The organism is Streptomyces sp. NPDC091682, assembly GCF_044756625.1.
Classification (GTDB): Bacteria; Actinomycetota; Actinomycetes; order Streptomycetales; family Streptomycetaceae; genus Streptomyces.
Map to the genome: position 1 here is coordinate 63,210 of NZ_JBIVTH010000027.1, position 22,993 is coordinate 86,202.

Consider the following 22,993-nt stretch of genomic DNA (forward strand, 5'->3'; position numbering starts at 1 on the left):
ACAGCCGAAAGCACAGGTCGGACCAGATGCGAACCGACCTCCAGCGCTCCGCGCCTGCGACCCAAGCACCCATTCCTCCCCGGCCCCAAGGCCGCGGCCTCCTGAGAGAATTCCGGTGAAGTGAACGGTGACAGATCCCGCCCGGACCGGTCCAGGGCGGGATTCGGCCGACACGACGACCGGGCGGGTCCGTCCCGCCCGGCAGCCCGGCAGCCCCGGTCGCTCACAGCAGCGCCGTCTCCACCCGGCCGGTGAACCGGCCGCCGACCTGATCGGCGAGCCACACGATGCGGGCGGTGTCCTCGGCGAGCGCGGTGTTCCGCACGTGGACGTGGAGGGGGTGGTCCTCGGACAGCTCGCACTGTTAGAGGTAGCGGGAGTTGACCGAGAGCGTGAGGTACGCGTACTTCTGCGAGACGTACTCCAGCCCGGCCTCGGGCACCTCGGGCCAGGCGTTCAGATCGAACCGGACGGCCGCCGGGTCGGGACACAGCGCGGCGACGAACGGCTCGGCGAGATCGAGCGGGTGGCACAAGTCGAAGACCGAGACCGGCAGGCACCGCACCGGGTCGTCGCCGGCGTCCGACGAGCCGTGCTCCCTTCCGGCCGCGGCCGACCACTTCAGGGCGGGCAGCACCTCGCGCACACGGGCCAGAACCTCCGGCGACCGGATCACCGCCTCGAAGTCGACCTCCCCGCCCGTGGTGTCCGCGATGTCCAGCAGGGTGCGCACGGCGCGCAGCGCCCGCGCCAGGTCCGGTGTCCTCAGGACGGCGGCGGCGTCGGAGTTGCTCACCGCGCCCCCTTTGCGGCGCGGCGGGCGATGGCCCCGGCGATCTTCTCCGCGTCCAGGGCCATCTCCCGGAACATGCCGCTGATGGGGTTGGAGAATCCGGTGAAGTAAAGGCCGCGGGCCTGCTCGGGGGTGCGGGCGCCGTGCGTGCGCGGACGGCCGCGCTCGTCGAGCACCCCGAGGTGGCCGACCAGCCCCTCCAACCCCCGGCGGTAGCCGGTCGCCGCGATCACCGCGTCCGGGGTGATCCGCGAGCCGTCCGCGAGCACCACCTCGGCGCCGTCGAAGGACTCGACGGCGGCCACCGGCTCGACCCTGCCGCTGCGGACCGCGTCGATCAGGCCGACGTCCTGAACCGGTATCGACCCCTGCTTCACCCTGCTGTACAGCCCGGCGGCCGGGCGCGGAAGCCCGTACGCCGACAGGTCCGGTACGGAGACCCCGGCGGCGAGCCGACCCACCCGGTCCACGAGCCACACCGGCAGTCGGCGCACCAGGATCCCGCTGCGTTGGGCCGGCCAGCCGGCGGTGGAGCGGCGCATGATGTGCGGCGCGGTGCGCACGGCGAGCCGCACCCGTGCCGCGCCGCCCTCGACGAGGTCGACGGCTATCTCGGCGCCGGTGTTGCCGACGCCGACGACGAGGACGTCCTGGCCGGCGTACGGCCGGGGGTTGCGGTACGCGCGGGCGTGCAGCAGTCGGCCCTCGTACGCGTCCCGGCCCGGCCAGTCGGGCAGCGCCGGCGTGTGGTTGTACCCGGTGGCGATGACGACGGCCGAAGCCGCCAGCTCCCGGCCGCCGCTGGCGTGCAGGGTCCAGCCGCCCTCACCCTCGCCTTCGCCCTCGGGCGCGGCGGGCTCGATCCGGGTCACCTCCACGCCGGTGACCAGCTCCAGCTCGTGGAACTCGGCGTACTTCTCCAGGTAGCGCACGACGTCGTCGCGGGCGACCCAGCGCCCGAAGCGGCGCGGCATGGCCAGGCCCGGGAGGGCGGAGAGCCGGCGCGTGGTGTGCAGGCGCAGCCGGTCGTAGTGCTGCCGCCAGGATGCGCCGACCTCGTCGGACTTCTCGACGACCACCGCACGGACCCCGCGGGCGCGCAGCGCGGCGGCGGCGGCGAGGCCGCCGGGGCCGGCCCCGATGACGTACACGGGGCGGGGGCGGGTGGTCATGTCGGGTGCTGTGGGGTCTCCGGGCATGAGGTGTGATCGTATCGCCACGCTGGGTTGATGGGTCTCGGTCGGGCGGGGAATCGATTGCGGATCGATCACGGGCGCGCACGGTGGCCGCAGGAGCGCGGATCCCCGGCCGGCCGGGGCCTTGCGCGATCGCCTCGGATCCGCTCAACTGACGTACCGTCAGATAGAGCGTGCGCGTCGATCGCGAGAGGGGTGGGGGCCGCCGATGCAGACCATCTGGCTCAGTGGGGCCGAATGGCTCGCCGTGCTCCGGATAGGCCTCGGCCTGTGGTGGCTGGAGAGCTGGCGGCACAAGGACAAGAAGGGCTGGTTCGAGCGCGGCACCGGCATCGCCTGGGCCGCCGACGTCGCCGGCAAACACCGGTGGACCTTCGTCAAGGGCGGCTTCGAGCTGGTCGTCGCACCGCGGCCGAAGGCGATGGCGTACACCGTCGTCTACGCGGAACTCGCCCTCGGGTTGGGCCTCGTACTCGGCTTCCTGACCCCGGTCGCACTGATCGGCGGACTCCTGCTGAACCTGCTCTACCTGGTGCTGATGATCCACGACTGGGCCGAGCAGGGCCAGAACGCGATGATGGCGCTCATCTCCCTCGTCGCGCTCCTCGCCATGTCCTGGCAGACCTGGTCCCTCGACGCGGCGATCGGACTGTTCCCGTGAGCGGCGCGGTCCGGTACGACCTCCCCGAGGCGGACGACTTCACCCGCCCCTACTGGGACGCGGCATCGGAGGGCCGGCTGCTGCTGCGGCGCTGCGCCGACTGCGGGCGGGCGCACCACTACCCGCGCGAGTTCTGCCCGTTCTGCTGGGCGGGCGAGGACCGCGTGACGTGGGAGCCGGCGAGCGGCCGGGCGACCCTCTACACGTGGTCGGTCATCCACCGCAACGACCTCCCGCCGTTCGGTACGCGCGTCCCGTACGCGGCGGCCGTCGTCGACCTCGCCGAGGGCCCGCGGATGATGACCGAGGTGGTGGACTGCGAGGCGGCGGACCTGCGCATCGGCATGCCGCTGACGGTCACCTTCCGCGAGGCCGCGGACGGGGTGCGGGTGGCGGTCTTTCGGCCGGCACCGGACTGAGGGCCCTCCGGGCCGGGGGTCTTCCGGGCCCGGGTCTTCCGGGCGGGGGTCACTCGGGCCGGGGATCAGGGCCAGAGCAGCTCGCGGTCCCAGGACCCGCCCGCGGTACGGGAGTACCGCAGGCGGACGTGCCGGCGCGCGGCGTCCCCCTGGAAGAACTCCACCTCGGTGGGCTCCAGTACGTACCGCGTCCAGGTCGGGGCCGGCGCGTCCGGCTCGACGCCGGCCCGCTCCCAGGCGGCAGCCGAGACCCGCGCCAGCTCCGCCACCGAGCCGAGCACCTCGCTCTGCCGCCCGGTGAGCGCGGCGGCGAGCGCACCCCGCGAGCGGACCGCCAGGTCCGCCCGGCTCTCCTCCGGCCCGCAGGCGGCGACCCGGCCCCGGACGCGGACCTGGCGGCCCACGGTCGGCCAGTAGAACCCGAGGGCGGCCTCCGGGTGCCCGGCCAGCTGCACGCCCTTGGCGCTGGTGGCGTGCGAGGCGAAGTGCCAGCCGCGCGCGTCGACGTCGTGCAGCATCAACGTCCGCACATCGGGCCGCCCGTCCCCGTCCACGGTCGCCAGACCCATCGTGTGCGGCTCCAACTGCCCCGCCCGCGCGGCATGCACGAACCACTCCCGGAACAGAGCAACGGGCTCGGCGGGGGCAGCCTCCGGGTCGAAGTCGGGCAAGGGGGAGTCCCATACGCGCAGGGAGTGCAGGGTGGAGTGGAAGGCGTCGGTGGCGACTTCGCCGGCCCGGCCGGAACCGCTGGTCTCGCTCGTCATGAGGCCTATGGAACCAGGGCGGGCGGGCTTCGGCGGGCGGGGGTCGCCGGGGCGGTATCAGAGTTGTGCATGGGGTTTTCCCGTCAGTCCGATCGTCTCCGTGTCGGGCCGGTCCCTCAAGGGCGCTCCTCCGTCGCGTCGCTTCGCGATGTCGCTGCGCTCCACCCTTGACCGACCGTCCCGCCACGGAGAACCGAAGACTGCCGAGAAACCCCCAAAAGAACGGGCCGGTCCAAGCTTCAGGGACGGGCCGTCGGAGACACCCAGGCAGATACCGGCAGGGCACGGTGCCCAGACGGGACCCACGACAGCCACTTGCCGCGTCGGGGGGAGCGCGTCCGATCGCTACGCGCTCCCCATTGCTCAGCGTCTCCACCCCGTCTCGGGCCGGACATAGGCCGCCCACGACCCGCTGGCGTTCCTCCTGCACGCGTCCGACGGCCGTCCGGGGTTGGTCCCGTCTCTGTCCCTCGTGCGGGCGATGGCGGGTCCATTGCTTTCGAAGTAGTTTCAAAGTCATGAGTGCCGAGAACGCCGCCGTGAACTTCTCCGAGCTGGTCAACAAGAACAAGCAGACTCTGGCTCGGCTCAAGGAGTCACCACGGTTGCTGCTGCACCGTAGGGACGGTGAGGATTTGGTCCTCACCACCGCGGCCAGAGCCGAGCAGGACCAGACCGTGGTCTCGGCCGCCACAAAGATGCTGTCAGCCATGGCGAGGCGAGAGCCCGGCAGCATGGAGTTGCTCCTCGACATACTGCCGGAGGCATTTCCCTGGGTCCGTTTCCTTCCTGAGCCGGACGTCCATGCCTTTGCTGTGGAATTGGTCGACACCATGCGCGCCGCCGACTCGATCGGCAACAACGCGTCCGTCGCTCAGTTGCTCATCGCCTGGCAGCACACGGCCGAGGTGCATTCCGATCCTGTTCTCCTGTCGGCACTGACGACGGACCACGGTGCGGACTACGGCCCCGCATCCGACCCGCTTGACGTCCGTTGACCACAGGACGCGGTGACCGAGCCGCACCTCCGGCACCTGAGGGTCAATGGGATGTCCGCTTCGCCGATGCCGCATCGGCGAAGGGCTGGGAATGTCTCGCCCAGCAAGCACGTGAGAACACGTACCGCGCCTGGGTCATGATGCGCACGGAACCCAGGCCCGCGGTCGAAACATCTCGTCACCACCGTCTCAAGGGAACTCTGTCCCACGGAATTCACCGTGGACAGACGTGTGCGCAGTGGCAGATCGAGGTGACGGGAGGCGGTCGGATTTGGTACCTCGTGGACACGGCTCGTGACACCTGTTGGATCACCTTTGCCGGAACCGGGCACCCACGCGCGACGGACAGCAAGTGACGTGGACAGCCGGTCGGGGTCGTTGAGAAGAGCGTGGCAATCTGAGGCGGCCTATTTCCAGCCCCGGCCGGTCGTCGGACGCAGGTCGAGCGCCGGACCCGAGGCCGTGGGCGGCCTATGTTCGGCCCAAGACGGCCGTCGGACGCTGAGCGGTGACGAGCGCGTAGCGATCGGACGCGCCCACTGACCCGGGCCCGGGTCTGGACGGGCCCCGTCTCTCGGCCGCGGCTCTTCACTCCGGACGGGGACGGGCGTCTCCGACCGCCCCGCCCTGGTCCTTGAACACCCGGCTCGTTCTTTTGGGGGTTTCTCGGCAGTCTTCGGTTCTCCGTGGCGGGACGGTCGGTCAAGGGTGGCCGAAGGCCATCGCGAAGCGACGCGACGGAGGAGCGCCCTTGAGGGACCGGCCCGCCCCGGAGACGATCGGACTGACGGGAAAACCCCATACGCATCCCTGATGCCGGCCGGGTGGCCCCGCCCCGCCCCGCCCCCGAAGAAATCTTTCGCCCCACCGATGAGTTTTCCTCCCCGACGCAGTCATACGTACGAGACCGCACCACTCCGTACCCCGCCCCGCGCACACACCCGCACGCACCCCCGGAGGGACACGCATCATGGCCGAGACAGTCAAGGGCCCCGCCAGCTACTTCCCCTCGATCGAGAAGAAGTACGGACGTCCGATCGGGGAGTGGCAGGACCTCATCCGGTCCTCGCCGCTGACGAAGCACATGGAGCTCGTCTCGTGGCTCAAGGCCGAGCACGGTCTGGGGCACGGTCACGCCAACGCGCTCGTGGCGCACACCCTCGCCGAGGGCAAGTAAGAGCAAGTAGCCGTCCCGGCAAGACCGCACCCGGGCCGGGGGCCGGTCACCCCCGCCCCAGCAGGACCGTTCCCGACGAGCAGAACCAGCCGCCCGTGCCCGAGGCCAGGGCGACCTCCGGGAGGCGGCCGCCGGCTTTGGTGACCTGGCCGGCCCCCGCCTCGCCGCGGAGTTGGCGGACCGCCTCGACCAGGAGGAACAGGCCGCGCATGCCGGGGTGGCAGGCCGAGAGGCCGCCGCCGTCGGTGTTGACCGGGAGTTCCCCGTCACGCAGCAGGCGGCCCTTCTCCACGAACGCCCCGCCCTCGCCCTTCGCGCAGAAGCCGAGGTCCTCCAGGGTCACCAGGGTCATGTAGGTGAACGCGTCGTAGATCTCCGCGAGGTCCACGTCCGCCGGGGTGAGGCCGGCCCGCTCGAAGGCGATGCGGCCCGAGACCGCCGCCGGGGACACCGTGAAGTCCTCCCACTCCGACATGGTGGTGTGGGAGACGGACGTACCGGCCCCCAAGATCCAGACGGGGGCCTTCGCGGTGTCCGGTACGTAGTCCTCCGCCGCCAGGAGCACCGCGCAGCCGCCGTCCGAGCGGATGCAGCAGTGCAGCTTGGTGAAGGGGTCGGCGATCATGTCCCCGCCGAGCACGTCCTCGACCGTGATCGGGTCGCGGAACATGGCGTCCGGGTTCGTGGCCGCGTTCGCCCGGGCCTGTACGGCCACGGCGGCGAGCTGCTCCAGCGTCGTCCCGTACTCGTGCATGTGGCGACGGGCGGCCATGGCGTACTTGGAGATCAGCGTGTGGCCGTACGGGACCTCGAACTGCAGCGGTCCCCGCGCTCCGAAGGAGAGGTTGGAGGTGCGGCGCCGCGCCTTGATGTCCGCGCGGGCCGTGGAGCCGTAGACCAGGAGCACGGCGTTGGCGTGCCCGGCGGCGATCGCGTCCGCCGCGTGGGCGGCCATGACCTCCCAGGTCGAGCCGCCGACCGAGGTGGAGTCGACCCAGGTGGGGCGCAGACCCAGGTACTCGGCCACCTCGACCGGTGCGAGCGTGCCGAGGCCGGCCGAGGCGAAGCCGTCGATGACGGAACGTTGCAGGCCGGAGTCGGCCAGGGCGCGCCGGGCGGCCTGTGCGTGCAGGGCGTAGGGGGTGGGGCCGTCGACCCGGCCGCAGTCCGAAAGGGCGACGCCGACCACCGCGACCCGCCGGCGGGTGCGAGGTGCGGGGCCGGTCGTGGGTCCTGTCGCGGGGCCTGTCGTGGGGCCGATCGTGGGTCCGGAGAAGGGTCCGGATGTGGGTCCAGGCATGAGGGGACCGTATATCTGACGAAGTGTCAGACGCTAGACCCCGCCGCGCAACCGACTCCCGTAGCCCCCTGTGCATCTGACCCCGTCGGGCCTAACATGACGGCCCGTCAGATACAGCCCAGCTACCGCTGGGAGGTGCCCCCGGGAGGAGCTCGACGATGGATGCCGCCTTCACCGCGGAGCAGGACGAGATGCGCCGTACCCTGCGCGAGATCCTGGGCAAACGCTGCGGCCCCGACGAGGTCAAGGCGGCCGTCCGCACCGCCGCTGGGCACGACCGCGAGCTCTGGCAGCAGCTGGCCCGGCAGCTCGGGCTGCCGGGCATCGCCGTCGCCGAGGAGTACGGCGGCGTCGGCTGCGCCCCCGCCGACCTGGCCCTGGCCTGCGAGGAGACGGGCCGGGCGCTGCTGCCCTCGCCGCTGCTGGCCACCGCCGCGCTGTGCGCGCCCCTGATCGCCGCCCTCGGCACGGACGCCCAGCGCTCCGCGCTGCTCCCGCTGCTGGCGACGGGCGGGTTGACCGCCGCCCTCGCCATCAGCGGCCCGGCGCTGGCCACCGCCCTCGCACTGACCGGGGAGGACGCCGCCGGACAGTGGTCCGGCGGCGGTCGCGCGGGCGGCGTCCAGGCCCGCGCCGTTGCCGCCGCCGCCGATACCACCGCCGCCGATACCGGCGCCGGCTGGCGGCTGTACGGGGAGGTCGCCCAGGTGCTCGACGGTCACAGCGCCGGGCTCCTGTTGGTCGCCGCGCACACCGGCGGCTTCGCGTGCAGCCGCACGCTGCTGTTCCTCGTGCGGGAGGACGCGCCGGGGCTCGTACGGTCCCGGCAGGTCGTCCTGGACGAGACCCGCCCGCAAGCCAGGATCGAACTGCGGGACGTGCCGGCGGAGTTGCTCGGGGTCGAAGGGGTCGAAGGGGCCGAAGGGGTCGATGTGCTCGGCGCGCTCGCCGCCACGGGGCGCACCGCCGCTGCCGTACTGGCCGCCGAGGCGGTCGGCGCGGCCGGTCAGGCGCTGGCCCGCACGGTGGAGTACGTACGCCAGCGCGAGCAGTTCGGCCGGGCGATCGGCTCCTTCCAGGCGGTCAAGCACCGCCTCGCCGACCTGTACGTGCAGGTGCAGGCGGCCCGCTCGGCGGCCTACTACGCCGCCTGGGACCCCGACCAGGGCGGCCTCGCGCTGGCCCAGGCCCTGGAGGCGCTACGGGTGACCGCGGGCGAGGCGATCCAGCTGCACGGCGGCATAGGCTTCACCTGGGAGCACGACGCGCACCTCTACTTCAAGCGGGCGGCGGCCGACGAGCTGCTGTTCGGCCCGGTCCACCGGTTGCGGGCGCACGCCGCCGACCGCGCGGGCCTGTTCGCGGACCCGGCGGCGGCTCCGGCTCCGGCTCCACCAAAACCTCCGTCGAAACCTTCGCCCGAGCCCACACCCCCGCCCGCACAAGAGAAGGTGGCCGTCTGATGGCTCGCGTGGCTCCCGGCGTCAAGCTGATGCAGAAGATCTCCTCGACCGTGCTCTTCGCCAAGATCGCACCGCACTTCATCCCCGCCCTGGACAAGGCGGTGCACAAGTTGACCCGCGGCAAGGTCATCCTCAGCGCCCAGATGCTGCCGGGCGTGATCCTCACCGCCAAGGGTGCCAAGACCGGTGAGCCGCGCACGACCCCGCTCGCCTGCATGCCGGAGGACGGCGGGACGACGTGGATCCTGATCGGCTCCAACTTCGGCCGGCCCGGGCATCCGGCATGGACCGGGAACCTACTCAAGCACCCGGACGCGGACGTGAGTTGGCAAGGTCGGGACATCCCCGTCCGGGCCCGGCTGCTGGCGGGTGAGGAACGCGCGGAGGCGTGGCGGGCGGTGCTGGGGTTCTGGCCGCCCTACGCGACGTACCAGGCGCGCATCGAGCGCGAGATCCGGTTGTTCCGCCTGGAGCGTCGCTGATCGCAGGCGATCGGGCGTGGTCGGCGGGCCCCTGGAGGGCGTCCGGGGGCCGCCGCTACTTCGTCGGCTTCTTGCCCGTGATGCCGAGGTGGACGAGCAGCGCCAGGTTCGGCTTGAGCTCGGCCTGCTTGACGCCCCAGGTCTGGAAGCCCTTCTGGTGCGAGGCGACCGCGGCCAGCATCGCGACCAGCGAACCGGCCATCGCCGCGGGGCTGATGTCCTTGTCGACCTTGCCCTTGGCCTGGAGCTCCTTCATCGATTCGGTGAGGGAGTTGGTGACCGAGTTCAGGATCTTCATGCGGATCTTGTAGAAGCGCTTGTCGCCTTCGGCCGCGCCGAGGTCGACGACCCGCAGGATCGCGTCGTTGCGGCGCCAGAACTCCAGGAAGCCCTCGACGAGTTCCTCGGCGGCGGCCCACCCTGACTTGCCGACCCAGGTCCGGCCCTCGACGAGCGACGTCAACTGTGCGCCCTCGGTGGCCATTTGTTCGGCGATCTCCAGGACGGCGCCCTCGACGTCCGGGAAGTACTGGTAGAAGGTCGCGGGGGAGGTACCGGCCTTGCGGGCGACGTCGATCACTTTGACGTCGCGGTACGGCGAGGAGCTGAGCATCTCGCCGAGGCAGTCGAGCAGCTTCTGCCGCGTCGCCTGGCCGCGCCGGCCGGCGACACGCCCGTCGACGGTGCGTACTTGTCCTGTCATGCCGTCAGCTTACCGAGGGGTGATCGGGGCGCTATTCGGCCGCCTGCAAATGGGGTTACGGGGCCCCTGGCCTGGGCCGAAGGGGCTCCCGGGCGGTAGGGCAGGCGCATTCCGGACGGAAATCGGCCCCCGCGCGCCCCCGGCCGGGCCGTGTCCCCGCGCCACCCCCGCCCCCCGCCCCGGCCCGGGCGTGTCGCCCGGTTCCATGGGATTTCCCCCGAATAGTCTTATCAACAGGCTGTGGACAAGTTTTCGGGCGGATCATGGCTGAGAGGGTTGGGAGGGTACACACCCCCGCACAACGGAAGGAAACGGGCCCATGGCCGCATTCGTGGAAGGCGCCCCCTGCTGGGTGGACGCCTCGCTTCCGGACGTCGAGGGGGGCAAGCGCTTCTACGGTGAGCTCTTCGGATGGACCTTCGCCGACGCTGCGGGCGCCGAGTACGGCCACTACACCCAGGCCTACAGCCGTGGCCGCAACGTCGCCGCCCTCGCCCCCAAGCCCGACGGCCGCATGCCCACCGTCTGGGGGATCTACCTCTACACCACCGACGCCTACGCCTGCGCCCAACGCATCCGCGCCGCCGGCGGCCAGATGGTGATGGACCCGATGCCGGTCGGCCCGTACGGCACCGCGGCGATGGCCGCCGACCCCGGCGGCGCCGTCTTCGGCCTGTGGCAGCCCGGCACCCACCACGGCTTCGAGGCCCAGCAGGAGCCGTACACGTACTGCTGGAGCGAGGTCTACACCCGCGCCCGCGACGCCGTCGACGCCTTCTACGCCAAGGTCTTCGGCTACGTCCCGCAGGACCAGGACGACGCCGGCGTCGAGTACCGCATCTGGTCCCCGCCCGGAACCGCGCCCGGCACGGACACCGCCGTCCTCGGTCGCAGCCTGATCACCGACGCCTTCCCCGAAGCGATGCCCGCGCACTTCCTCGCCTACTTCGCCGTACCGGACTGCGACCGGTCCGTCGCCACGGTGCAGCGGCTCGGCGGCCGGGTCACCGCCGATCCCTTCGACACCCCCTACGGGCGGATCGCGGTCGTCGCCGACAACCAGGGGGCGGTCTTCGGGCTGCTCTCGGAACCCCGTACGCAGCCGGGCGCGCAGCCGGACGCATGACCGGTCGAGTACCCCCCACCCGCCGGGCCGCGGGGCCCGCATCCGGCCCGCATCCGGCCCGCATCGGGCCCGCATCCGGCCCGTGTCCCCCCGGTCCCGGAGGGATCGTCGAGCAGATCACACCACCCCGCTCGACGTGCCGGGGCCGGACCGGGTCCGGGCCTGACAGAATCGGGGTTGCTCGACCCGGGCGGCGCCCGGAGTGAGACGCTGCACGGGGCAGGGCCCCGTGCCGGTGGATGCGGGCCCGCTGAGTGGCCCGTACGGGGAGGTGTGGAGGCGAGTGGTGGAGCAGCTGACGCAGCACGACCCGAGACGGATCGGCCCCTTCGAGGTGCTGGGACGGCTCGGCGCCGGCGGCATGGGGCTGGTCTATCTCGCGCGGTCCGCGTCCGGACGGCGGGTCGCGATCAAGACGGTGCGCACCGAGCTTGCCGAGGACCAGCTCTTCCGGGTCCGCTTCACCCGCGAGGTGGAGGCGGCCCGCGCGGTGTCCGGCTTCTACACCGCGGCCGTGGTCGACGCCGACCCGCGCGCCGCGGTGCCGTGGCTGGCGACCGCCTACGTCCCGGCGCCCTCCCTGGAGGAGATCGTCAACGAGTGCGGGCCCATGCCCGCCCAGGCCGTACGGTGGCTCGCGGCCGGCATCGCCGAGGCCCTGCAGTCCATCCACGGCGCCGGCCTGGTCCACCGCGACCTGAAGCCGTCCAACGTGCTCGTCGTCGAGGACGGCCCGCGCGTGATCGACTTCGGTATCGCGAGCGGGGTTTCCAACACCCGCCTGACCATGACGAACGTCGCCGTCGGCACCCCCGCCTACATGTCGCCCGAGCAGGCCAAGGACTCGCGCAGCGTCAAGGGCGCCAGCGACGTCTTCTCGCTCGGCTCCACCCTCGTCTTCGCCGCCACCGGGCACCCGCCCTACCACGGCGCGAACCCGGTGGAGACGGTCTTCATGCTGCTGCGCGAGGGCCCCAACCTGGAGGGCCTCCCGGCCGAGCTGCGGCCGCTGATCGACTCCTGCATGCAGATGGACGCCACGCTCCGGCCCACCCCGGCCGACCTGCAGGCGCAGCTCGCCCCGCACCTGTTCGACGGCGGCGACGACAGCGGCACCGCCTCGGCGTGGCTGCCCGCCAGGGCCGTCGCGATGATCGAGGCACGGCGTGCGGGGCACCGTACGCCGCCCGCGCCGCTCCCCGCATTGCCGGCGCCCGGATCGGGCTCCGGGGGCCGCGGGGCGGCCGCCGAGGCCGTCACGCACCGGCGTCCGCGCGGGGCCGACTCCTGGGTGGACCCGCGGACCGGCCAGGCCGTCCCGCAGCGCCCGCACCACCCGCCGAGGTCTCCGGTGCCCTCGGGCGAGCCGGTCCGCCTGGGCGGCTCGCCGGTGCCGATCGGGCCCGGGCCGCGCGCGACCGCCGCGGCCCCGGCCGCACACGCCTCCCCGGCCGCCGCGGACTCGGCGACCGGCTGGATCCGCCCGCCCGGCGGGTCGGTGGCCACCCCGTCGGCGGTGCAGCCCGTACCGAGCCCCGGTCCGGCCCCGGACAGCGGCCGCTGGCGGCCGTGGCGCTTCCGCATGTCCAACGAGGTGTGGGGCACGCCGACCGTTGCCGGGAACCTGCTGTACGTGACCTCCTTCGAGGTCCACGCCCTGGACGTGGCGAGCGGCCGGCGCCAGTTCAAGACCCGCGACGTCGCCTGGTCCATGGCGGTCGCCGACGGCCGGATCCACGCCTCCGACGGCCCGTCCCTCTACGCGCTCGACGCCGGCGACGGCTCCGAGCGGTGGCGGCTGTCCACCGACGCCTGGGTGTACGCCCTGCGCGCCGAGCGCGGCACCGTCGTCACCGCCAGCCGCGGCGGCGGCGTACAGGGCCGGGAGGCCTCCACCGGCCACAAGCTGTGGGAGCTGACCGGCGCGCAGAGCGACTTCGAGACCCCGGAGGCGGCCCCCGTCCTCCACGACGGCACGGTGTACGTGTGGCAGGACGCCCGGCTGCGCGCCCTGGACGCCCGCACCGGCCGCGAGTCCTGGTCCTACCCGATCGGTGACGCGGCCTCCTGCGGGAACGTGCCCGTACGGGTCACTCCGGCCGCGGACGGCAACGTGTACGTCGCGGCCGGCACCCGGGTCATCTCGGTGGACCGGGCCTCGGGCCGGGTCCGCTGGCACTTCGAGGCCCCCGCGGTCTTCCTGGCGCCCCCGGCCTTCGCGCCCGGCGCGGCCATCACGGGCGGCGGGGTCTACCTCGTCGACTACCTGGGCACGGTCTACGCCCTCGACGCGGCCACCGGTCAGGACCGCTGGCGGATCGCGACCGAGGGACGGCAGTCCCCGGACCCGGTGGTGGTCGCGAACGGCAACGTCCACCTGGGCGCGGGCAGCGCCCTGTACACGCTCGACGCGGTCACCGGCACTCCGAAGTGGCGGTTCGCGGCGGGCGGCGAGATCACCGGCCTGCCGGCGGTCGCGGACGGCCGGGTGCACTTCGGTTCGGCCGACCACTGCCTGTACACCCTGGACGCGGCGGGCGGCCAGCTGCGCTGGAAGCTGGCCACGGGCGGCGAGATCACGGGCGCCCCGGTGGCGGAGGCGGGCGTGGTCTACGCATGCAGCAAGGACCGCTGCGTGTACGCCCTGGACGCGGCGAAGGGGACGGGCACCCGTACGAGCGGCTGACCTGCCCGGAGGCGGGGCTGCGGCCCCGCCGGGTAGCGCACCGCACCGGGAGTGACAGGATGGACCCCATGAGCAACGTCTACTTCGACATCACCATCAACGGCGCCCCTGCCGGCCGCATCGTCTTCAGCCTCTTCGACGAGGTCGTCCCGAAGACGGCGCGCAACTTCCGTGAGCTGGCCACCGGCCAGAACGGCTACGGCTACGCCGGCTCGGGCTTCCACCGCGTCATCCCCCAGTTCATGCTGCAGGGCGGTGACTTCACCAACCACAACGGCACCGGCGGCAAGTCCATCTACGGCGAGAAGTTCGAGGACGAGAACTTCCAGCTGAAGCACGACCGCCCGTACCTGCTGTCGATGGCGAACGCCGGCCGCAACACCAACGGCTCGCAGTTCTTCATCACCACCGTCGTCACCTCGTGGCTCGACGGCAAGCACGTCGTCTTCGGCGAGGTCGTCGAGGGCCAGGAGCTCGTGGATCAGATCGAGGCCCTGGGCTCCCAGTCCGGCGCCCCCAAGGGCAAGGTCGAGATCTCGGCCTCCGGCGTCGTCGACGCCGCCTGATCCCCACCCCGCCCCACCGGCCGGTCGGCCCCGCCCCCTCCCGGGGGCCGGGGCCGCCGCCGTTTCCGGGCCGGGCCCGCCGCACCGCACCGCGTGCCGTGCGTTGGGCGGACGTCACAGGTCGTTCGCGGTGCCGTCGATCGCCGGGCCGCAGTCCTCGGGGAGGCGCGCGGCGATCAGGTGGTAGGCCTCCTCTGCCGTCTCCGTCACGCCGAGCAGCGTGTTGTCGGACTGCCGGCGCACGCGGTAGCCGCCGCTGGCCTGCGGGAAGGCGGTACCGATGTCCCGGGTCCACGGGAACTGGATGCAACGGCTGAGGTACAGCACGCCGTGGCTGACGGCGGGGAACAGTTCCCGCAGTGCCGCATGGCTGTGTGCGGCCCGCGGCACGGCGGGATCGACCCGGTCAGGGCCGTAGGCGAGGACGGTCCGCCATGCGGTCGCCACGATCTCCGCTGCGGTCGGCGGGGCTTCATCGTTCGTCATGCGGTGACATCACTTCTTCTTGTGTAGCAGCGACAGGTCCGGGGTGATCTCCGGGATATCCGGTTTGGGTACGTGGATCCGCTGGTTCTCGGAGTACCAGTGGATCTCCTCCCAAGGGCGTCCGGGGCGTTCGTGGTCGGCATCGCCCCAGGCGGCTGCGCCGTCGTGCTGCGTGACGGCGAGAGCGACCTGGCTCATCTCCCAAGCCGTTCCGTCGCCGCGGCCCGGGTAGTTGTCTTCGTGCCGGCTGTTGAATTGTGCGCCGTGCTTGGCCGCCGTCTGGAACGCGTCCACGATGTCCTCGGGCGTGTTCCAGTTGCCCACCTGGCCGGAGCTGTTCGGCATGCCGTCAAGGGTGATCGACAACGTCGTGCCCCGATCGTTGACGGCGCTCATGACGTTGGTCATCCATACCGGACCGCCTGCCTCCTGCCCCGAGTAGGCGGAACCGTTGTAGGTGTGGGCGCCCGGATCCCGCGGTCTGGCCGGGTCGTGGTAATCCGGGTCGTTCGGGTCGTTCCGCAGGTACCTGGCGAGACTGTCGGACTGGTCGTGCGGGGCGACGTTCGCGCCCAGGACCACGCTGTGCCGGTTCTCCTTGTTCTTGCTGTGCGGGCACATCGCCAGGCCCAGCGGGTCGATCCACGTCGTTGGGTTGTCGACGTACGCGAACGCGTTGGGTGCCGGGGTCAGACCGAGGGGGTCCGGGGAGACGTACCGGCCGGAAGCCGGGTCGTAGTGGCGGTGGCGGTTGTAGTGGAGTTGGGACTCCGGGTCGAAGTACTGGCCCGGAAAGCGGAGGGGGGTGTAGGCCGTCGCGTCGCGGTTCCAGGTGGTGACGCCCCAGAGCGTGGCGCGAGTGTGCCAGGCCACCTCGCCCTGCTCGTCGACGAGCTCGCGAGGGGTTCCGATCAGATCCGTGGCGATGGCGAAGAAGCGGCTGTCGATCTCCGCCTGGTCGAGGAGGCGGCGTTCCACCTGGGTGACCGGCTTCACGCCGTCGTGGTCCCACGTCAGCGCGACGGCCTCTCGGGAGCCGTGGGTGCGGGTCACCTGCTCGATGAGGGTGTCGCCGTCCCAGGTGAAGGTCACTTCGTCGGTGACCGACGCCCCGTCCGGCGCCAGGCGCTGCTTCGCGACGCGGCGGCCCAGCGCGTCGTACAGGTACCGCCAGCGGGTGCCGTCCGGCGTGGTGACCGAGACGAGGCGGTCCTCCGCGTCCCAGCCGTAGCGCCAGGTGTCTGGTTTGCGCGAGAGGCGGCGCTTCTGCCGCAGGACCACCCGCCCCTGCGCGTCGTGTTCGTAGCGGACCGAGCCCGCCCCGGTGAGGCGGGTGCCCACGTAGGTGCGGGGCCCTGCAGCGCTGTCGTCCGCAGGCCAGGAGGCCTCGGTCTGGTTGCCGGACTCGTCGTAGGCGTACCGCTCGCTCCAGTTCGCGGCGGTCACACCCGTGATCCGGCCCTCGCGGGTCAGATCGAACCGGCGTCGGCCGGCGAGGTGGTCGTCGACCGAGGTCAGATGGCCGTCCGGGCGGTAGCCGTAGACGCGGTGCTGGACGGTCCGGTCGCCGGCGACCCGGACGCGTTGGTCGGTGAGGCGCCCCTGGTCGTCGTACGCATGGTCGATGGTGAGCGTTTCGCCGATGCGGCGCGTGGTCTCGCGTCCCGTCCCGTCGAACTCGAAGGTCACCTGGCGGCCCGAGGCGTTGAGCAGCGCGCTGTGGTCGGCGGGGAAGGTCCAGGAGCTGACCGCCCCGCTCGGCGTGGTGCGACCGACGCGGCGGCCGGCCTCGTCGTGGGTGTGGCTGAGCTCTCGGCCGTTGCACAGCTCGCGCACGACCCGCCCCGAGTCGTCCCGTGTGAACAGGATCTCGGCATCCGGGCCCGCTGCCCGGGCCAAGCGGCCGGACGCGGCGTAGGCGAAGTGGGTGAGTGCGCCCTCGGCGTCCTTGGTCACCACCCGGCCGACGGCGTCGCGTTCGTACCGGACCATCTGACCGCAGCCGTTGGTGCGGCTGGCCAACTGTCCGTTCGCGTCGTGGGTGTAGCGCAGGACGCGGCCGTCGAAGTCCGTTTCGGACGTGAGGCGTCCGGCTGCGTCGTGCGTGTAGCTCCACGACGAGCCGGCCGGGTCGGTGACCTGGGTGAGGCGCAGTTCGGTGTCGTACGCGAAGGAGTGGCGAGCTCCGTCCGGTGTGGTGCGGGCCGTGACCAGGTCGAAGTGGGTGTACTCGAAGCGGGACTCGCCGCCCACGGCGTCGACGTGGGTCAGGCAGTTTCCCTCGCCGTCGTACGTCCAGGACCGGGTGGAGCCGTCGGGGTCGGTGCGCCGGGCCAGTTCGCCCTCGACCGTCCACTCCAGCCGTGTGGTGCGGCCGTCCGGCCCGGAGATCAGGATCGGGCGGCCGAAGGCGTCCCGCTCGTAGCGGGTGACCGTGCCCAGCGGACCCCGGACGGCCAGGGGGAGGCCGGCGGCATCGCAGAGCAGGCGGTCCGACGTGCCGCCGGAATCGTCCATGCCGGTCAGGTGGCCCGACGCATTGTGGGTGAGCCGGGTCGCCGTGCCGTTCGGGCGGGTGAAGAGGGTCGGGTTCCCGCGGTCGTCGTACTCCTGGTGCGACGTCGAGCCGTCGGGGCCGGTGACGGAGGTCAGCTGGTGCCGGTCGTTGTACTCGACCGTGGCCGTGCTGCCGTCCGGGTGGTCGATGCGTACGAGGTCGCCACGTCCGTCGTAGGTGTAGGTCGTGGTCCGGCCGAGCGGATCGGTCTGGGCGAGCAGGCGGTCGTACGGGTCCCAGAGCCGACGGACGGTGTGGCCGAGCGGGTTGGTCTCGGCGATGACCTGGAGGTGGTCGTTGAACCGGAAGACGGTGGCTGCACCGGTGGAGTCGGTGTACCGGGTGGTCCCGGATGCGGTGTCGTACGCGAAGGTGGAGGAGAGGAAGCCGTCGGGGCCGATGGTGCGTACGACCCGGCCGGTGGTGTCGTAGACGTAGCGGAAGGTGGAGTCGTTGCGGTCGGTCCAGGACGTGACGCGGGCGTCCTCGTCGTAGGTCAGACGCTGGGCCAGTCCGGAGGAGTTGGCGACGGCGGCCAGGTTGCCGGACTCGTCGTAGCCGTACGTCATGACGGTGACGGGCCCGTCACCGGTGCGCAGGTCCATGGCGGTGACCCGCTGGTCGTCCGTGGCGAGCCGGACGGTGTAGCCGCCGCTGTGGGAGACGGTGGTGGGGGCTCCGTCGCCGGCGCGGGCGAAGGAGATGACGTTGTCGTTGCGGTCCTCGATCGTCGTCAGCCAGTACGCCGCGGAGGTGCGGTACGGGCTTCCGGTGAAGGACTTCGTCAGCCCGGACCGGGTGTCGGTGACCGTGTAGGTCGTCTCGCCGTCGTGCTGGCCGTCGTGGGCGAGGGCGAGCCGCGGGCCCTCGAGCGGCAGGACCGGGTCGCCGCCCGCCTGTGGGAGCCGGGGGTAGACGAGGAGGGAGCCGTCTTCGCGGGCCCAGATCAGGCCGCCGCCGAGCGGGTCGTCCTCCAGCCGCTCGTCGAGGGTGGAGGCCCAGCTGCGGCCGAACCACTGGCCGTAGCGGTATTCGGACAGGTGCGTGCGCTTGAGGACGAGCGGGAGGGTGCCGGGCAGTGCGAGGTCCGTCTGCGGCAGCGTCATCTCGCCGGTGACGACATCGATCGGATCGTTCTCGCACCGCTTCTTGTCCAGCGAGATGCCGTTGCGGCGGGGCTCGTCCTTGGCCTTGCCCAAGGAGTCGGGCTTCGTGCGGCTGCTCGCGTCCTTGCCGCCTGCGGCGTCGCCCTTGGCGTACTTGTGGTCCCCGGCCCTGCCGTCGCCGGAGCCCTTGCCCTTCAGCCGGTTGAAGTCGTCGTGGAGGGCCTGGTCGTTCTTCTTGTGGTCGGTGGAGATCTGCTTGACGGCTTTGGGGAGGGTCGTTCCCACGTGGTCGCCCATGGCCTTGGTGGCTTTGGTGAGGGCTGCCAGGGCCTTGTCCGCGACGGGGTCGATGGCCTGGGCTATGGAGTCGCGCCCTCGGGTGCGGCCGTGGTGTGACTTGGCCTTGGTCAGCTTCGAGCTGGTCTTGCCGTGGATGCCGGTGCTGACCGTGTTGAGGCTGGTCCCGGCACGGTCGTGCTCGGAGTGCTCGATGTGCAGGTCGACCAGGCCGGTACCGCCACCGCCGCCACCGCCGCCACCGCCCGCGGAGGCGAGGTGGAGGGATTCCTTGCCGGACTGGACGCCTTCCTTGAAGCCGTCCTTGCCTGCGTCCTTGGCCTGGTCGAGGTCCACGCCGTCCTGGAAGCCGAGTGCCATGGAGCCGAGTTGGACGACGAGGTCGGCGGCCATGCCTTCCAGGGCGGCGACGGCCGGCTCGGTCATGGCCGAGACGATGTAGCCGACGGCCTCCTCCATGCACTCCTTGATGAGGCGCTTGATGACTTCCTGGGTGGCGCGCATGGCACCGGCCCCGATCAGCATCGACAGGCCGCCGGTGACGGGTATGAGGGAGAGCGCGATGCCCGCTTCGGCGGCCAGGTAGCCGAGCTGCACCAGGGCGGCGGACTTCATGGCGACCACGGCGTCGGCGGCCAGGTCCATGGCCCCGGCGATGGTGCGGGCCGCGGACGCGAGGTCCTTGAAGTGCTTGGTCTTTACGGTGTTCCAGTGCTTGTTGAGGGCCTCGATCGACTCGCCCTTGCTCGCGGAGAGCAGGCGTTCGACGTGGTTGTTCGCGAGCTGGCCGTCGTCCAGCAGGTCCTCGGCGAACTCGCGGAGCGAGTCCGCCATGTCCCGGTAGGCGTCCTCGTCCACGTTCGGCCAGGCCACACCGATCAGATCCAGCAGGGTGTCCGCCCAGTCCGGCACCGTGACAGACATGCTCCCGCACCCCCGTGCTCATTGGAATTCCCCGACGCTTCTGCGAATCATCCTTGCACGGCAGTGCGACAACACCGCCTGGCGGGGGCGCCAGTTGGGGGCAATGCGGAGCATTTGGGGCCGGTCCGGATTCCCTGTGCTCGTTCGCTCGGGCGATCTGCGGTGATGGCCGAGCCGCTGTCGACGACAGGCCCTAGGCGGGCGTCGTCGGGGGGAGGGGGCGGGCGGGTCGGCCGGGGCGGCCGCGCATGACCACTGCGCCCAGGAGGATCAGGGCGCCCGCGCCGTAGGCGTTCGCGAGGCCGTCGCCGAGGGCCCGGGTGGTGCCGCCGATGGAGAGGCTGCCGGCCGCCTGTCCCTGGCGGACCGTCCACAGGACGGTGAAGCCGAGCACGACGATCCCGGCCAGGGCCATCAGCAGGCGCGAGCGGAGCAGGACGGCGCACAGGGTGAGGACGGCGGCGAAGAGGTACGGGAGCAGGATCGAGGCCGCCAGGGTGGACCCGTGGTCGGTGATTCCGGTGGAGGTGAAGAGCTCCTGGACGCGGTAGTCGCGTCCGAGACGGCCGTCGTACCAGGCACGGAAGGGGCTCCAGACGGCGGCCGCCGCTCCGACGAGACCCATCAGGGAGCCGAGTGCGTTGCGGAGCATGCCCGGCCCTTCGAGGTAGGGGGTCTCGGTGCCGACCCTACGCCGGGCCCCTGCGACCCGCACCTCGGGTCCGCCACAGGGGGGGGCCACGGGGGTGGGCCACGGGGGTCCGGTGGCCGCGCCGTGCGTGCGTCGGCGGTACTCCGCCGCTCACCACGGTCAGGTCCACCTCGAACGCGGACCGGCCTGCCTGAGGTGCGGCCCGTCAGCGCAGCCGGAACTCCGTGCCGGGCCGCCGCGAGGCGAACAGCTCCGCCTGCCGTTCCGGCGCCAGGTTCCCCAGCGCGATCAGCGCCGGAGCGTGCGTCAGCGCCTGCTGGAGCGCGGCCTGCTTCGCCGACCACAGGGCCCGTACGGTGCCCTGCACGGCCTCCGTGGGGAAGCCGGCCAGGGTCTGTGCCGCCCGGAGGGCCGCCGGGAGCAGTTCGTCGGGCGCGGTCAGTTCCGAGACCAGTCCGATCTCGTGGGCCCGGCGCGCGGAGAGCCGCTCGGCCGTGCCCATCAGGGACATTCGGGCCGCCTCGCCGAAGGGCATCCGCTGCGCCATGTAGACGGCCTCGTAGGCGCTGACCATTCCGTAGGTGGTGTGCGGGTCGAAGAAGGTGGCGGTCTCGGAGGCGATCAGGAACTCCGCCTCGCCCAGCAGGTAGAAGGCCCCGCCGCAGGCCATGCCGTTGACGGCGGCGACGACCGGCTTCCAGAGGTCGCCCGCCTTGGGGCCGATGGCGATCAGCGGGTCGTCGGTCGAGTAGGGGGAGGCGGGCTGGGGCACGTCGACGCCGCGGTCGATGCCGGTGCAGAAGGCGGTCGCCCCGGCGCCGGTGAGTACGATCGCCCGCACCTCTTCGGCGAAGCGGAACTCCCGCCACACCTCGCCCAGTTCGGCCGCCGTGGCCAGGTCGACGGCGTTGTGCCGGTGCTCCCGGTCCAGGGTGACGACGGCGACGCCGGTCGCCCTGTCCCGTTCCACCCGCACGGTCATGACTTCTCCAGGACCCAGCGGGGCACGGCCATGCCGCCCGTCTCGGTGAAGACCACGTGCACCCGGGCGCCGATCCGCAGCCGGGCCGGGTCCACCGAGTCGAGCGGCGCGTCGGCCGAGGTCACCAGGTTCCCGGCGAGCCGGATGTGCGGGGCGTCGGCGAGCTCCACGAGGATCACGTTGTACGGGGCCTGCGCGGCGTAGGCGGGCAGCAGCGGCGGGTACGGCCGGACGTAGGACCAGATGCGGCCGCGGCCGCTCATCCGGCGCCACTCGCCGTCGAAGGACCGGCAGTGCGGGCAGCAGGGGCGGGGCGGGAAGCGCAGCCGGCCACAGGCGGCGCAGGCCTGGACGCGCAGCTCGCCCCGCGCGGCGTACTCCCAGAAGGGGGCGCCGTCCTCGTCGGGGACCGGCAGCAGCAGTTCGGCCGCGGCCTCGGCGGCGGCTTCGGACGCGGTGGTCATCGGTCAGCTCCTCAGCAGGATCGCGGACGTCGGGACGCCTTCGCCCGCCGTCACCAGGCAGGTCGCGGCGTCGGGCACCTGCGCGGTGGAGACGCCCCGCAGTTGCTTGACGCCCTCGTTGATCAGGTTGAAGCCGTGCACGTACGCCTCGGACAGGCCGCCGCCCCCGGTGTTGATGGGGAGCCGGCCGCCCGTCTCCAGGGCGCCGCCCTCGGTGAAGGCGGCGCCCTCGCCGCGGCCGCAGAAGCCGTAGCCCTCCAGGGAGAGCGGGATCAGCGGGGTGAAGGCGTCGTAGATCTGGGCAACGTCCACGTCCTGGGGCCCGAAGTCGGCCTGCTTCCACAGGTGGCGGGCGGCGGTCCAGGCGGGGCCGGACAGCGGGTCGTCGTTCCAGTAGTTGACCATGCCGTGGTGCTGGGCGGGCAGGCCCTGGGCGACGGAGTGCACGTAGACGGGTTTCTGGCGGCAGTCGCGGGCGCGTTCGGCGGAGACGATCACGCAGGCCAGCGCCCCGTCGGTCTCCAGGCAGTTGTCGAAGAGGCAGAGCGGGTCGCTGATCATGCGGGAGGTCATGTACATCTCGCGGGTCAGCGGGCGTTCGTACATCATCGCGGCCGGATTGGCGTTGGCCCGGTTGCGGCAGGCCATGGCGACGTTGAAGAGGTGGTCGCGGGTGGCGCCGTACTCGTGCATGTAGCGGCGGGCGAGCATGCCGATCTCGTCGGCGGGGCGCAGCAGGCCGAAGGGGCGGGTCCACTGGCCGGGGGTGGGTAGCTGGACGGCGGTGTTCTTCCAGGGGCGGGGGCCCGAGCCGCGCTTGCGGGAGCGCCAGGCGACGCCGACGGTGGCCTGGCCGGTGGCGACGGCGGAGGCGAGGTGGCCGACGGTGGCGCAGGAGCCGCCCCCGCCGTAGCCGATCTTGGAGAAGAAGGTGACGTCGCCGGCGCCGATGGCCTTGGCGACCTCGACCTCGTCGGTCTCTTCCATGGTGTAGGAGGCGAAGGCGTCGACCTCGGACGGGTCGATGCCGGCGTCGGCGAGGGCCGCGAGGATGGCCCGGCAGGCCAACTCCTTCTCGGACTGCGGGAGACGTTTGGCAAAGGCGGTCTGCCCGATGCCGACTATCGCCGTCGCGTCCTTGAGCGTTGCCGCCATCGCCACCTCCGGGGTGCGCCAGTACTGACAGCC

At 72.1% G+C, this 22,993-nt stretch carries 20 protein-coding genes; 9 read left to right on the top strand and 11 right to left on the bottom strand.

Going from position 1 to position 22,993, the window contains the following annotated elements; genetic code table 11:
- Positions 1-364 precede the first annotated feature (364 nt).
- Together ACIQK6_RS37645 and ACIQK6_RS37650 are read right to left on the bottom strand one after the other, a co-directional pair.
- Entirely contained in the window at positions 365-796 is a 432-nt protein-coding gene (locus ACIQK6_RS37645) for a hypothetical protein (protein WP_329100891.1), read from the bottom strand.
- On the bottom strand, positions 793-1,992 hold the full coding sequence (locus ACIQK6_RS37650; RefSeq protein WP_402696945.1) for a flavin-containing monooxygenase: 1,200 nt from the start codon (positions 1,990-1,992) through the stop codon (positions 793-795). The genes ACIQK6_RS37645 and ACIQK6_RS37650 overlap by 4 nt, the downstream gene beginning before the upstream one ends.
- 205 nt (positions 1,993-2,197) lie before the next feature.
- On the opposite strand from ACIQK6_RS37650, the gene ACIQK6_RS37655 reads away from it, so the two are divergent.
- Together ACIQK6_RS37655 and ACIQK6_RS37660 are read left to right on the top strand one after the other, a co-directional pair.
- Positions 2,198-2,650, top strand: coding sequence for a DoxX family protein (locus ACIQK6_RS37655; RefSeq protein ID WP_329100895.1), 453 nt, complete (start codon positions 2,198-2,200; stop codon positions 2,648-2,650).
- A complete protein-coding gene (locus ACIQK6_RS37660) occupies positions 2,614-3,069 on the top strand; it encodes a Zn-ribbon domain-containing OB-fold protein (RefSeq protein ID WP_402696971.1) in 456 nt (151 codons plus the stop codon). Before ACIQK6_RS37655 ends, ACIQK6_RS37660 begins: the two co-directional genes overlap by 37 nt.
- 65 nt (positions 3,070-3,134) lie before the next feature.
- On the opposite strand, the gene ACIQK6_RS37665 is transcribed toward ACIQK6_RS37660, so the two are convergent.
- The gene (locus ACIQK6_RS37665; RefSeq protein ID WP_329100900.1) at positions 3,135-3,836 is read right to left on the bottom strand and encodes a pyridoxal 5'-phosphate synthase; all 702 of its coding nucleotides are present in this window, start codon (positions 3,834-3,836) and stop codon (positions 3,135-3,137) included.
- A 518-nt stretch (positions 3,837-4,354) separates the two neighbouring features.
- On the opposite strand from ACIQK6_RS37665, the gene ACIQK6_RS37670 reads away from it, so the two are divergent.
- A complete protein-coding gene (locus ACIQK6_RS37670) occupies positions 4,355-4,834 on the top strand; it encodes a hypothetical protein (RefSeq protein ID WP_329100901.1) in 480 nt (159 codons plus the stop codon).
- A gap of 970 nt (positions 4,835-5,804) precedes the next feature.
- Positions 5,805-6,011 (top strand): DUF4287 domain-containing protein, encoded by a 207-nt coding sequence (locus ACIQK6_RS37675; RefSeq protein WP_327384749.1) that lies wholly within the window; start codon positions 5,805-5,807, stop codon positions 6,009-6,011.
- A gap of 46 nt (positions 6,012-6,057) precedes the next feature.
- On the opposite strand, the gene ACIQK6_RS37680 is transcribed toward ACIQK6_RS37675, so the two are convergent.
- Positions 6,058-7,311: a thiolase C-terminal domain-containing protein gene (locus tag ACIQK6_RS37680; RefSeq protein WP_329100904.1), complete on the bottom strand. Its 1,254-nt coding sequence runs from the start codon at positions 7,309-7,311 to the stop codon at positions 6,058-6,060.
- 158 nt (positions 7,312-7,469) lie between these two features.
- On the opposite strand from ACIQK6_RS37680, the gene ACIQK6_RS37685 reads away from it, so the two are divergent.
- Entirely contained in the window at positions 7,470-8,774 is a 1,305-nt protein-coding gene (locus tag ACIQK6_RS37685) for an acyl-CoA dehydrogenase family protein (protein ID WP_329100905.1), read from the top strand.
- The gene (locus ACIQK6_RS37690) at positions 8,774-9,256 is read left to right on the top strand and encodes a nitroreductase family deazaflavin-dependent oxidoreductase (protein ID WP_329100907.1); all 483 of its coding nucleotides are present in this window, start codon (positions 8,774-8,776) and stop codon (positions 9,254-9,256) included. Before ACIQK6_RS37685 ends, ACIQK6_RS37690 begins: the two co-directional genes overlap by 1 nt.
- Positions 9,257-9,311: 55 nt before the next feature.
- On the opposite strand, the gene ACIQK6_RS37695 is transcribed toward ACIQK6_RS37690, so the two are convergent.
- Positions 9,312-9,959, bottom strand: coding sequence for a TetR family transcriptional regulator (locus ACIQK6_RS37695; RefSeq protein ID WP_189971482.1), 648 nt, complete (start codon positions 9,957-9,959; stop codon positions 9,312-9,314).
- Positions 9,960-10,278: 319 nt separating this feature from the next.
- Here ACIQK6_RS37695 and ACIQK6_RS37700 point away from each other — a divergent pair, with 319 nt between their 5' ends.
- The 3 genes from ACIQK6_RS37700 to ACIQK6_RS37710 all read left to right on the top strand — a co-directional run bounded on the left by ACIQK6_RS37700 (position 10,279) and on the right by ACIQK6_RS37710 (position 14,337).
- Positions 10,279-11,085, top strand: a complete 807-nt coding sequence (locus ACIQK6_RS37700; protein ID WP_329100912.1) for a VOC family protein — start codon at positions 10,279-10,281, stop codon at positions 11,083-11,085.
- Between the two features lie 283 nt (positions 11,086-11,368).
- Positions 11,369-13,771 carry a serine/threonine-protein kinase gene (locus ACIQK6_RS37705; RefSeq protein WP_329100914.1) on the top strand — a complete coding sequence of 801 codons (2,403 nt, stop codon included), beginning with the start codon at positions 11,369-11,371 and terminating at the stop codon, positions 13,769-13,771.
- Between the two features lie 68 nt (positions 13,772-13,839).
- The gene (locus tag ACIQK6_RS37710) at positions 13,840-14,337 is read left to right on the top strand and encodes a peptidylprolyl isomerase (RefSeq protein ID WP_329100916.1); all 498 of its coding nucleotides are present in this window, start codon (positions 13,840-13,842) and stop codon (positions 14,335-14,337) included.
- Positions 14,338-14,451: 114 nt separating this feature from the next.
- Here the strand turns inward: ACIQK6_RS37710 and ACIQK6_RS37715 are convergent, their stop codons facing one another.
- The 6 genes from ACIQK6_RS37715 to ACIQK6_RS37740 form a co-directional block, all read right to left on the bottom strand.
- Entirely contained in the window at positions 14,452-14,823 is a 372-nt protein-coding gene (locus ACIQK6_RS37715; RefSeq protein WP_402696948.1) for a DUF6193 family natural product biosynthesis protein, read from the bottom strand.
- Positions 14,824-14,832: 9 nt separating this feature from the next.
- Positions 14,833-19,707 (bottom strand): RHS repeat-associated core domain-containing protein, encoded by a 4,875-nt coding sequence (locus ACIQK6_RS37720; protein WP_402696950.1) that lies wholly within the window; start codon positions 19,705-19,707, stop codon positions 14,833-14,835.
- Between the two features lie 193 nt (positions 19,708-19,900).
- Complete coding sequence (locus ACIQK6_RS37725) at positions 19,901-20,359, bottom strand: hypothetical protein (protein WP_329100924.1); 459 nt, start codon at positions 20,357-20,359, stop codon at positions 19,901-19,903.
- Positions 20,360-20,564: 205 nt separating this feature from the next.
- Positions 20,565-21,341 (bottom strand): enoyl-CoA hydratase/isomerase family protein, encoded by a 777-nt coding sequence (locus ACIQK6_RS37730; protein ID WP_402696952.1) that lies wholly within the window; start codon positions 21,339-21,341, stop codon positions 20,565-20,567.
- Positions 21,338-21,805 carry an OB-fold domain-containing protein gene (locus ACIQK6_RS37735; RefSeq protein WP_329100927.1) on the bottom strand — a complete coding sequence of 156 codons (468 nt, stop codon included), beginning with the start codon at positions 21,803-21,805 and terminating at the stop codon, positions 21,338-21,340. Before ACIQK6_RS37735 ends, ACIQK6_RS37730 begins: the two co-directional genes overlap by 4 nt.
- Before the next feature lie 3 nt (positions 21,806-21,808).
- Entirely contained in the window at positions 21,809-22,960 is a 1,152-nt protein-coding gene (locus ACIQK6_RS37740) for a lipid-transfer protein (RefSeq protein WP_329100930.1), read from the bottom strand.
- Between the last annotated feature and the right edge of the window lie 33 nt (positions 22,961-22,993).

Bases quoted from the DNA above. Each gene is read 5' to 3' on its own strand.
- ACIQK6_RS37650 (WP_402696945.1), bottom strand. From the start codon at position 1,992: ATGCCCGGAGACCCCACAGCACCCGACATGACCACCCGCCCCCGCCCC.
- ACIQK6_RS37655 (WP_329100895.1), top strand. From the start codon at position 2,198: ATGCAGACCATCTGGCTCAGTGGGGCCGAATGGCTCGCCGTGCTCCGG.
- ACIQK6_RS37665 (WP_329100900.1), bottom strand. From the start codon at position 3,836: ATGACGAGCGAGACCAGCGGTTCCGGCCGGGCCGGCGAAGTCGCCACC.
- ACIQK6_RS37670 (WP_329100901.1), top strand. From the start codon at position 4,355: ATGAGTGCCGAGAACGCCGCCGTGAACTTCTCCGAGCTGGTCAACAAG.
- ACIQK6_RS37675 (WP_327384749.1), top strand. From the start codon at position 5,805: ATGGCCGAGACAGTCAAGGGCCCCGCCAGCTACTTCCCCTCGATCGAG.
- ACIQK6_RS37680 (WP_329100904.1), bottom strand. From the start codon at position 7,311: ATGCCTGGACCCACATCCGGACCCTTCTCCGGACCCACGATCGGCCCC.
- ACIQK6_RS37685 (WP_329100905.1), top strand. From the start codon at position 7,470: ATGGATGCCGCCTTCACCGCGGAGCAGGACGAGATGCGCCGTACCCTG.
- ACIQK6_RS37690 (WP_329100907.1), top strand. From the start codon at position 8,774: ATGGCTCGCGTGGCTCCCGGCGTCAAGCTGATGCAGAAGATCTCCTCG.
- ACIQK6_RS37695 (WP_189971482.1), bottom strand. From the start codon at position 9,959: ATGACAGGACAAGTACGCACCGTCGACGGGCGTGTCGCCGGCCGGCGC.
- ACIQK6_RS37700 (WP_329100912.1), top strand. From the start codon at position 10,279: ATGGCCGCATTCGTGGAAGGCGCCCCCTGCTGGGTGGACGCCTCGCTT.
- ACIQK6_RS37710 (WP_329100916.1), top strand. From the start codon at position 13,840: ATGAGCAACGTCTACTTCGACATCACCATCAACGGCGCCCCTGCCGGC.
- ACIQK6_RS37715 (WP_402696948.1), bottom strand. From the start codon at position 14,823: ATGACGAACGATGAAGCCCCGCCGACCGCAGCGGAGATCGTGGCGACC.
- ACIQK6_RS37720 (WP_402696950.1), bottom strand. From the start codon at position 19,707: ATGTCTGTCACGGTGCCGGACTGGGCGGACACCCTGCTGGATCTGATC.
- ACIQK6_RS37725 (WP_329100924.1), bottom strand. From the start codon at position 20,359: ATGCTCCGCAACGCACTCGGCTCCCTGATGGGTCTCGTCGGAGCGGCG.
- ACIQK6_RS37730 (WP_402696952.1), bottom strand. From the start codon at position 21,341: ATGACCGTGCGGGTGGAACGGGACAGGGCGACCGGCGTCGCCGTCGTC.
- ACIQK6_RS37735 (WP_329100927.1), bottom strand. From the start codon at position 21,805: ATGACCACCGCGTCCGAAGCCGCCGCCGAGGCCGCGGCCGAACTGCTG.
- ACIQK6_RS37740 (WP_329100930.1), bottom strand. From the start codon at position 22,960: ATGGCGGCAACGCTCAAGGACGCGACGGCGATAGTCGGCATCGGGCAG.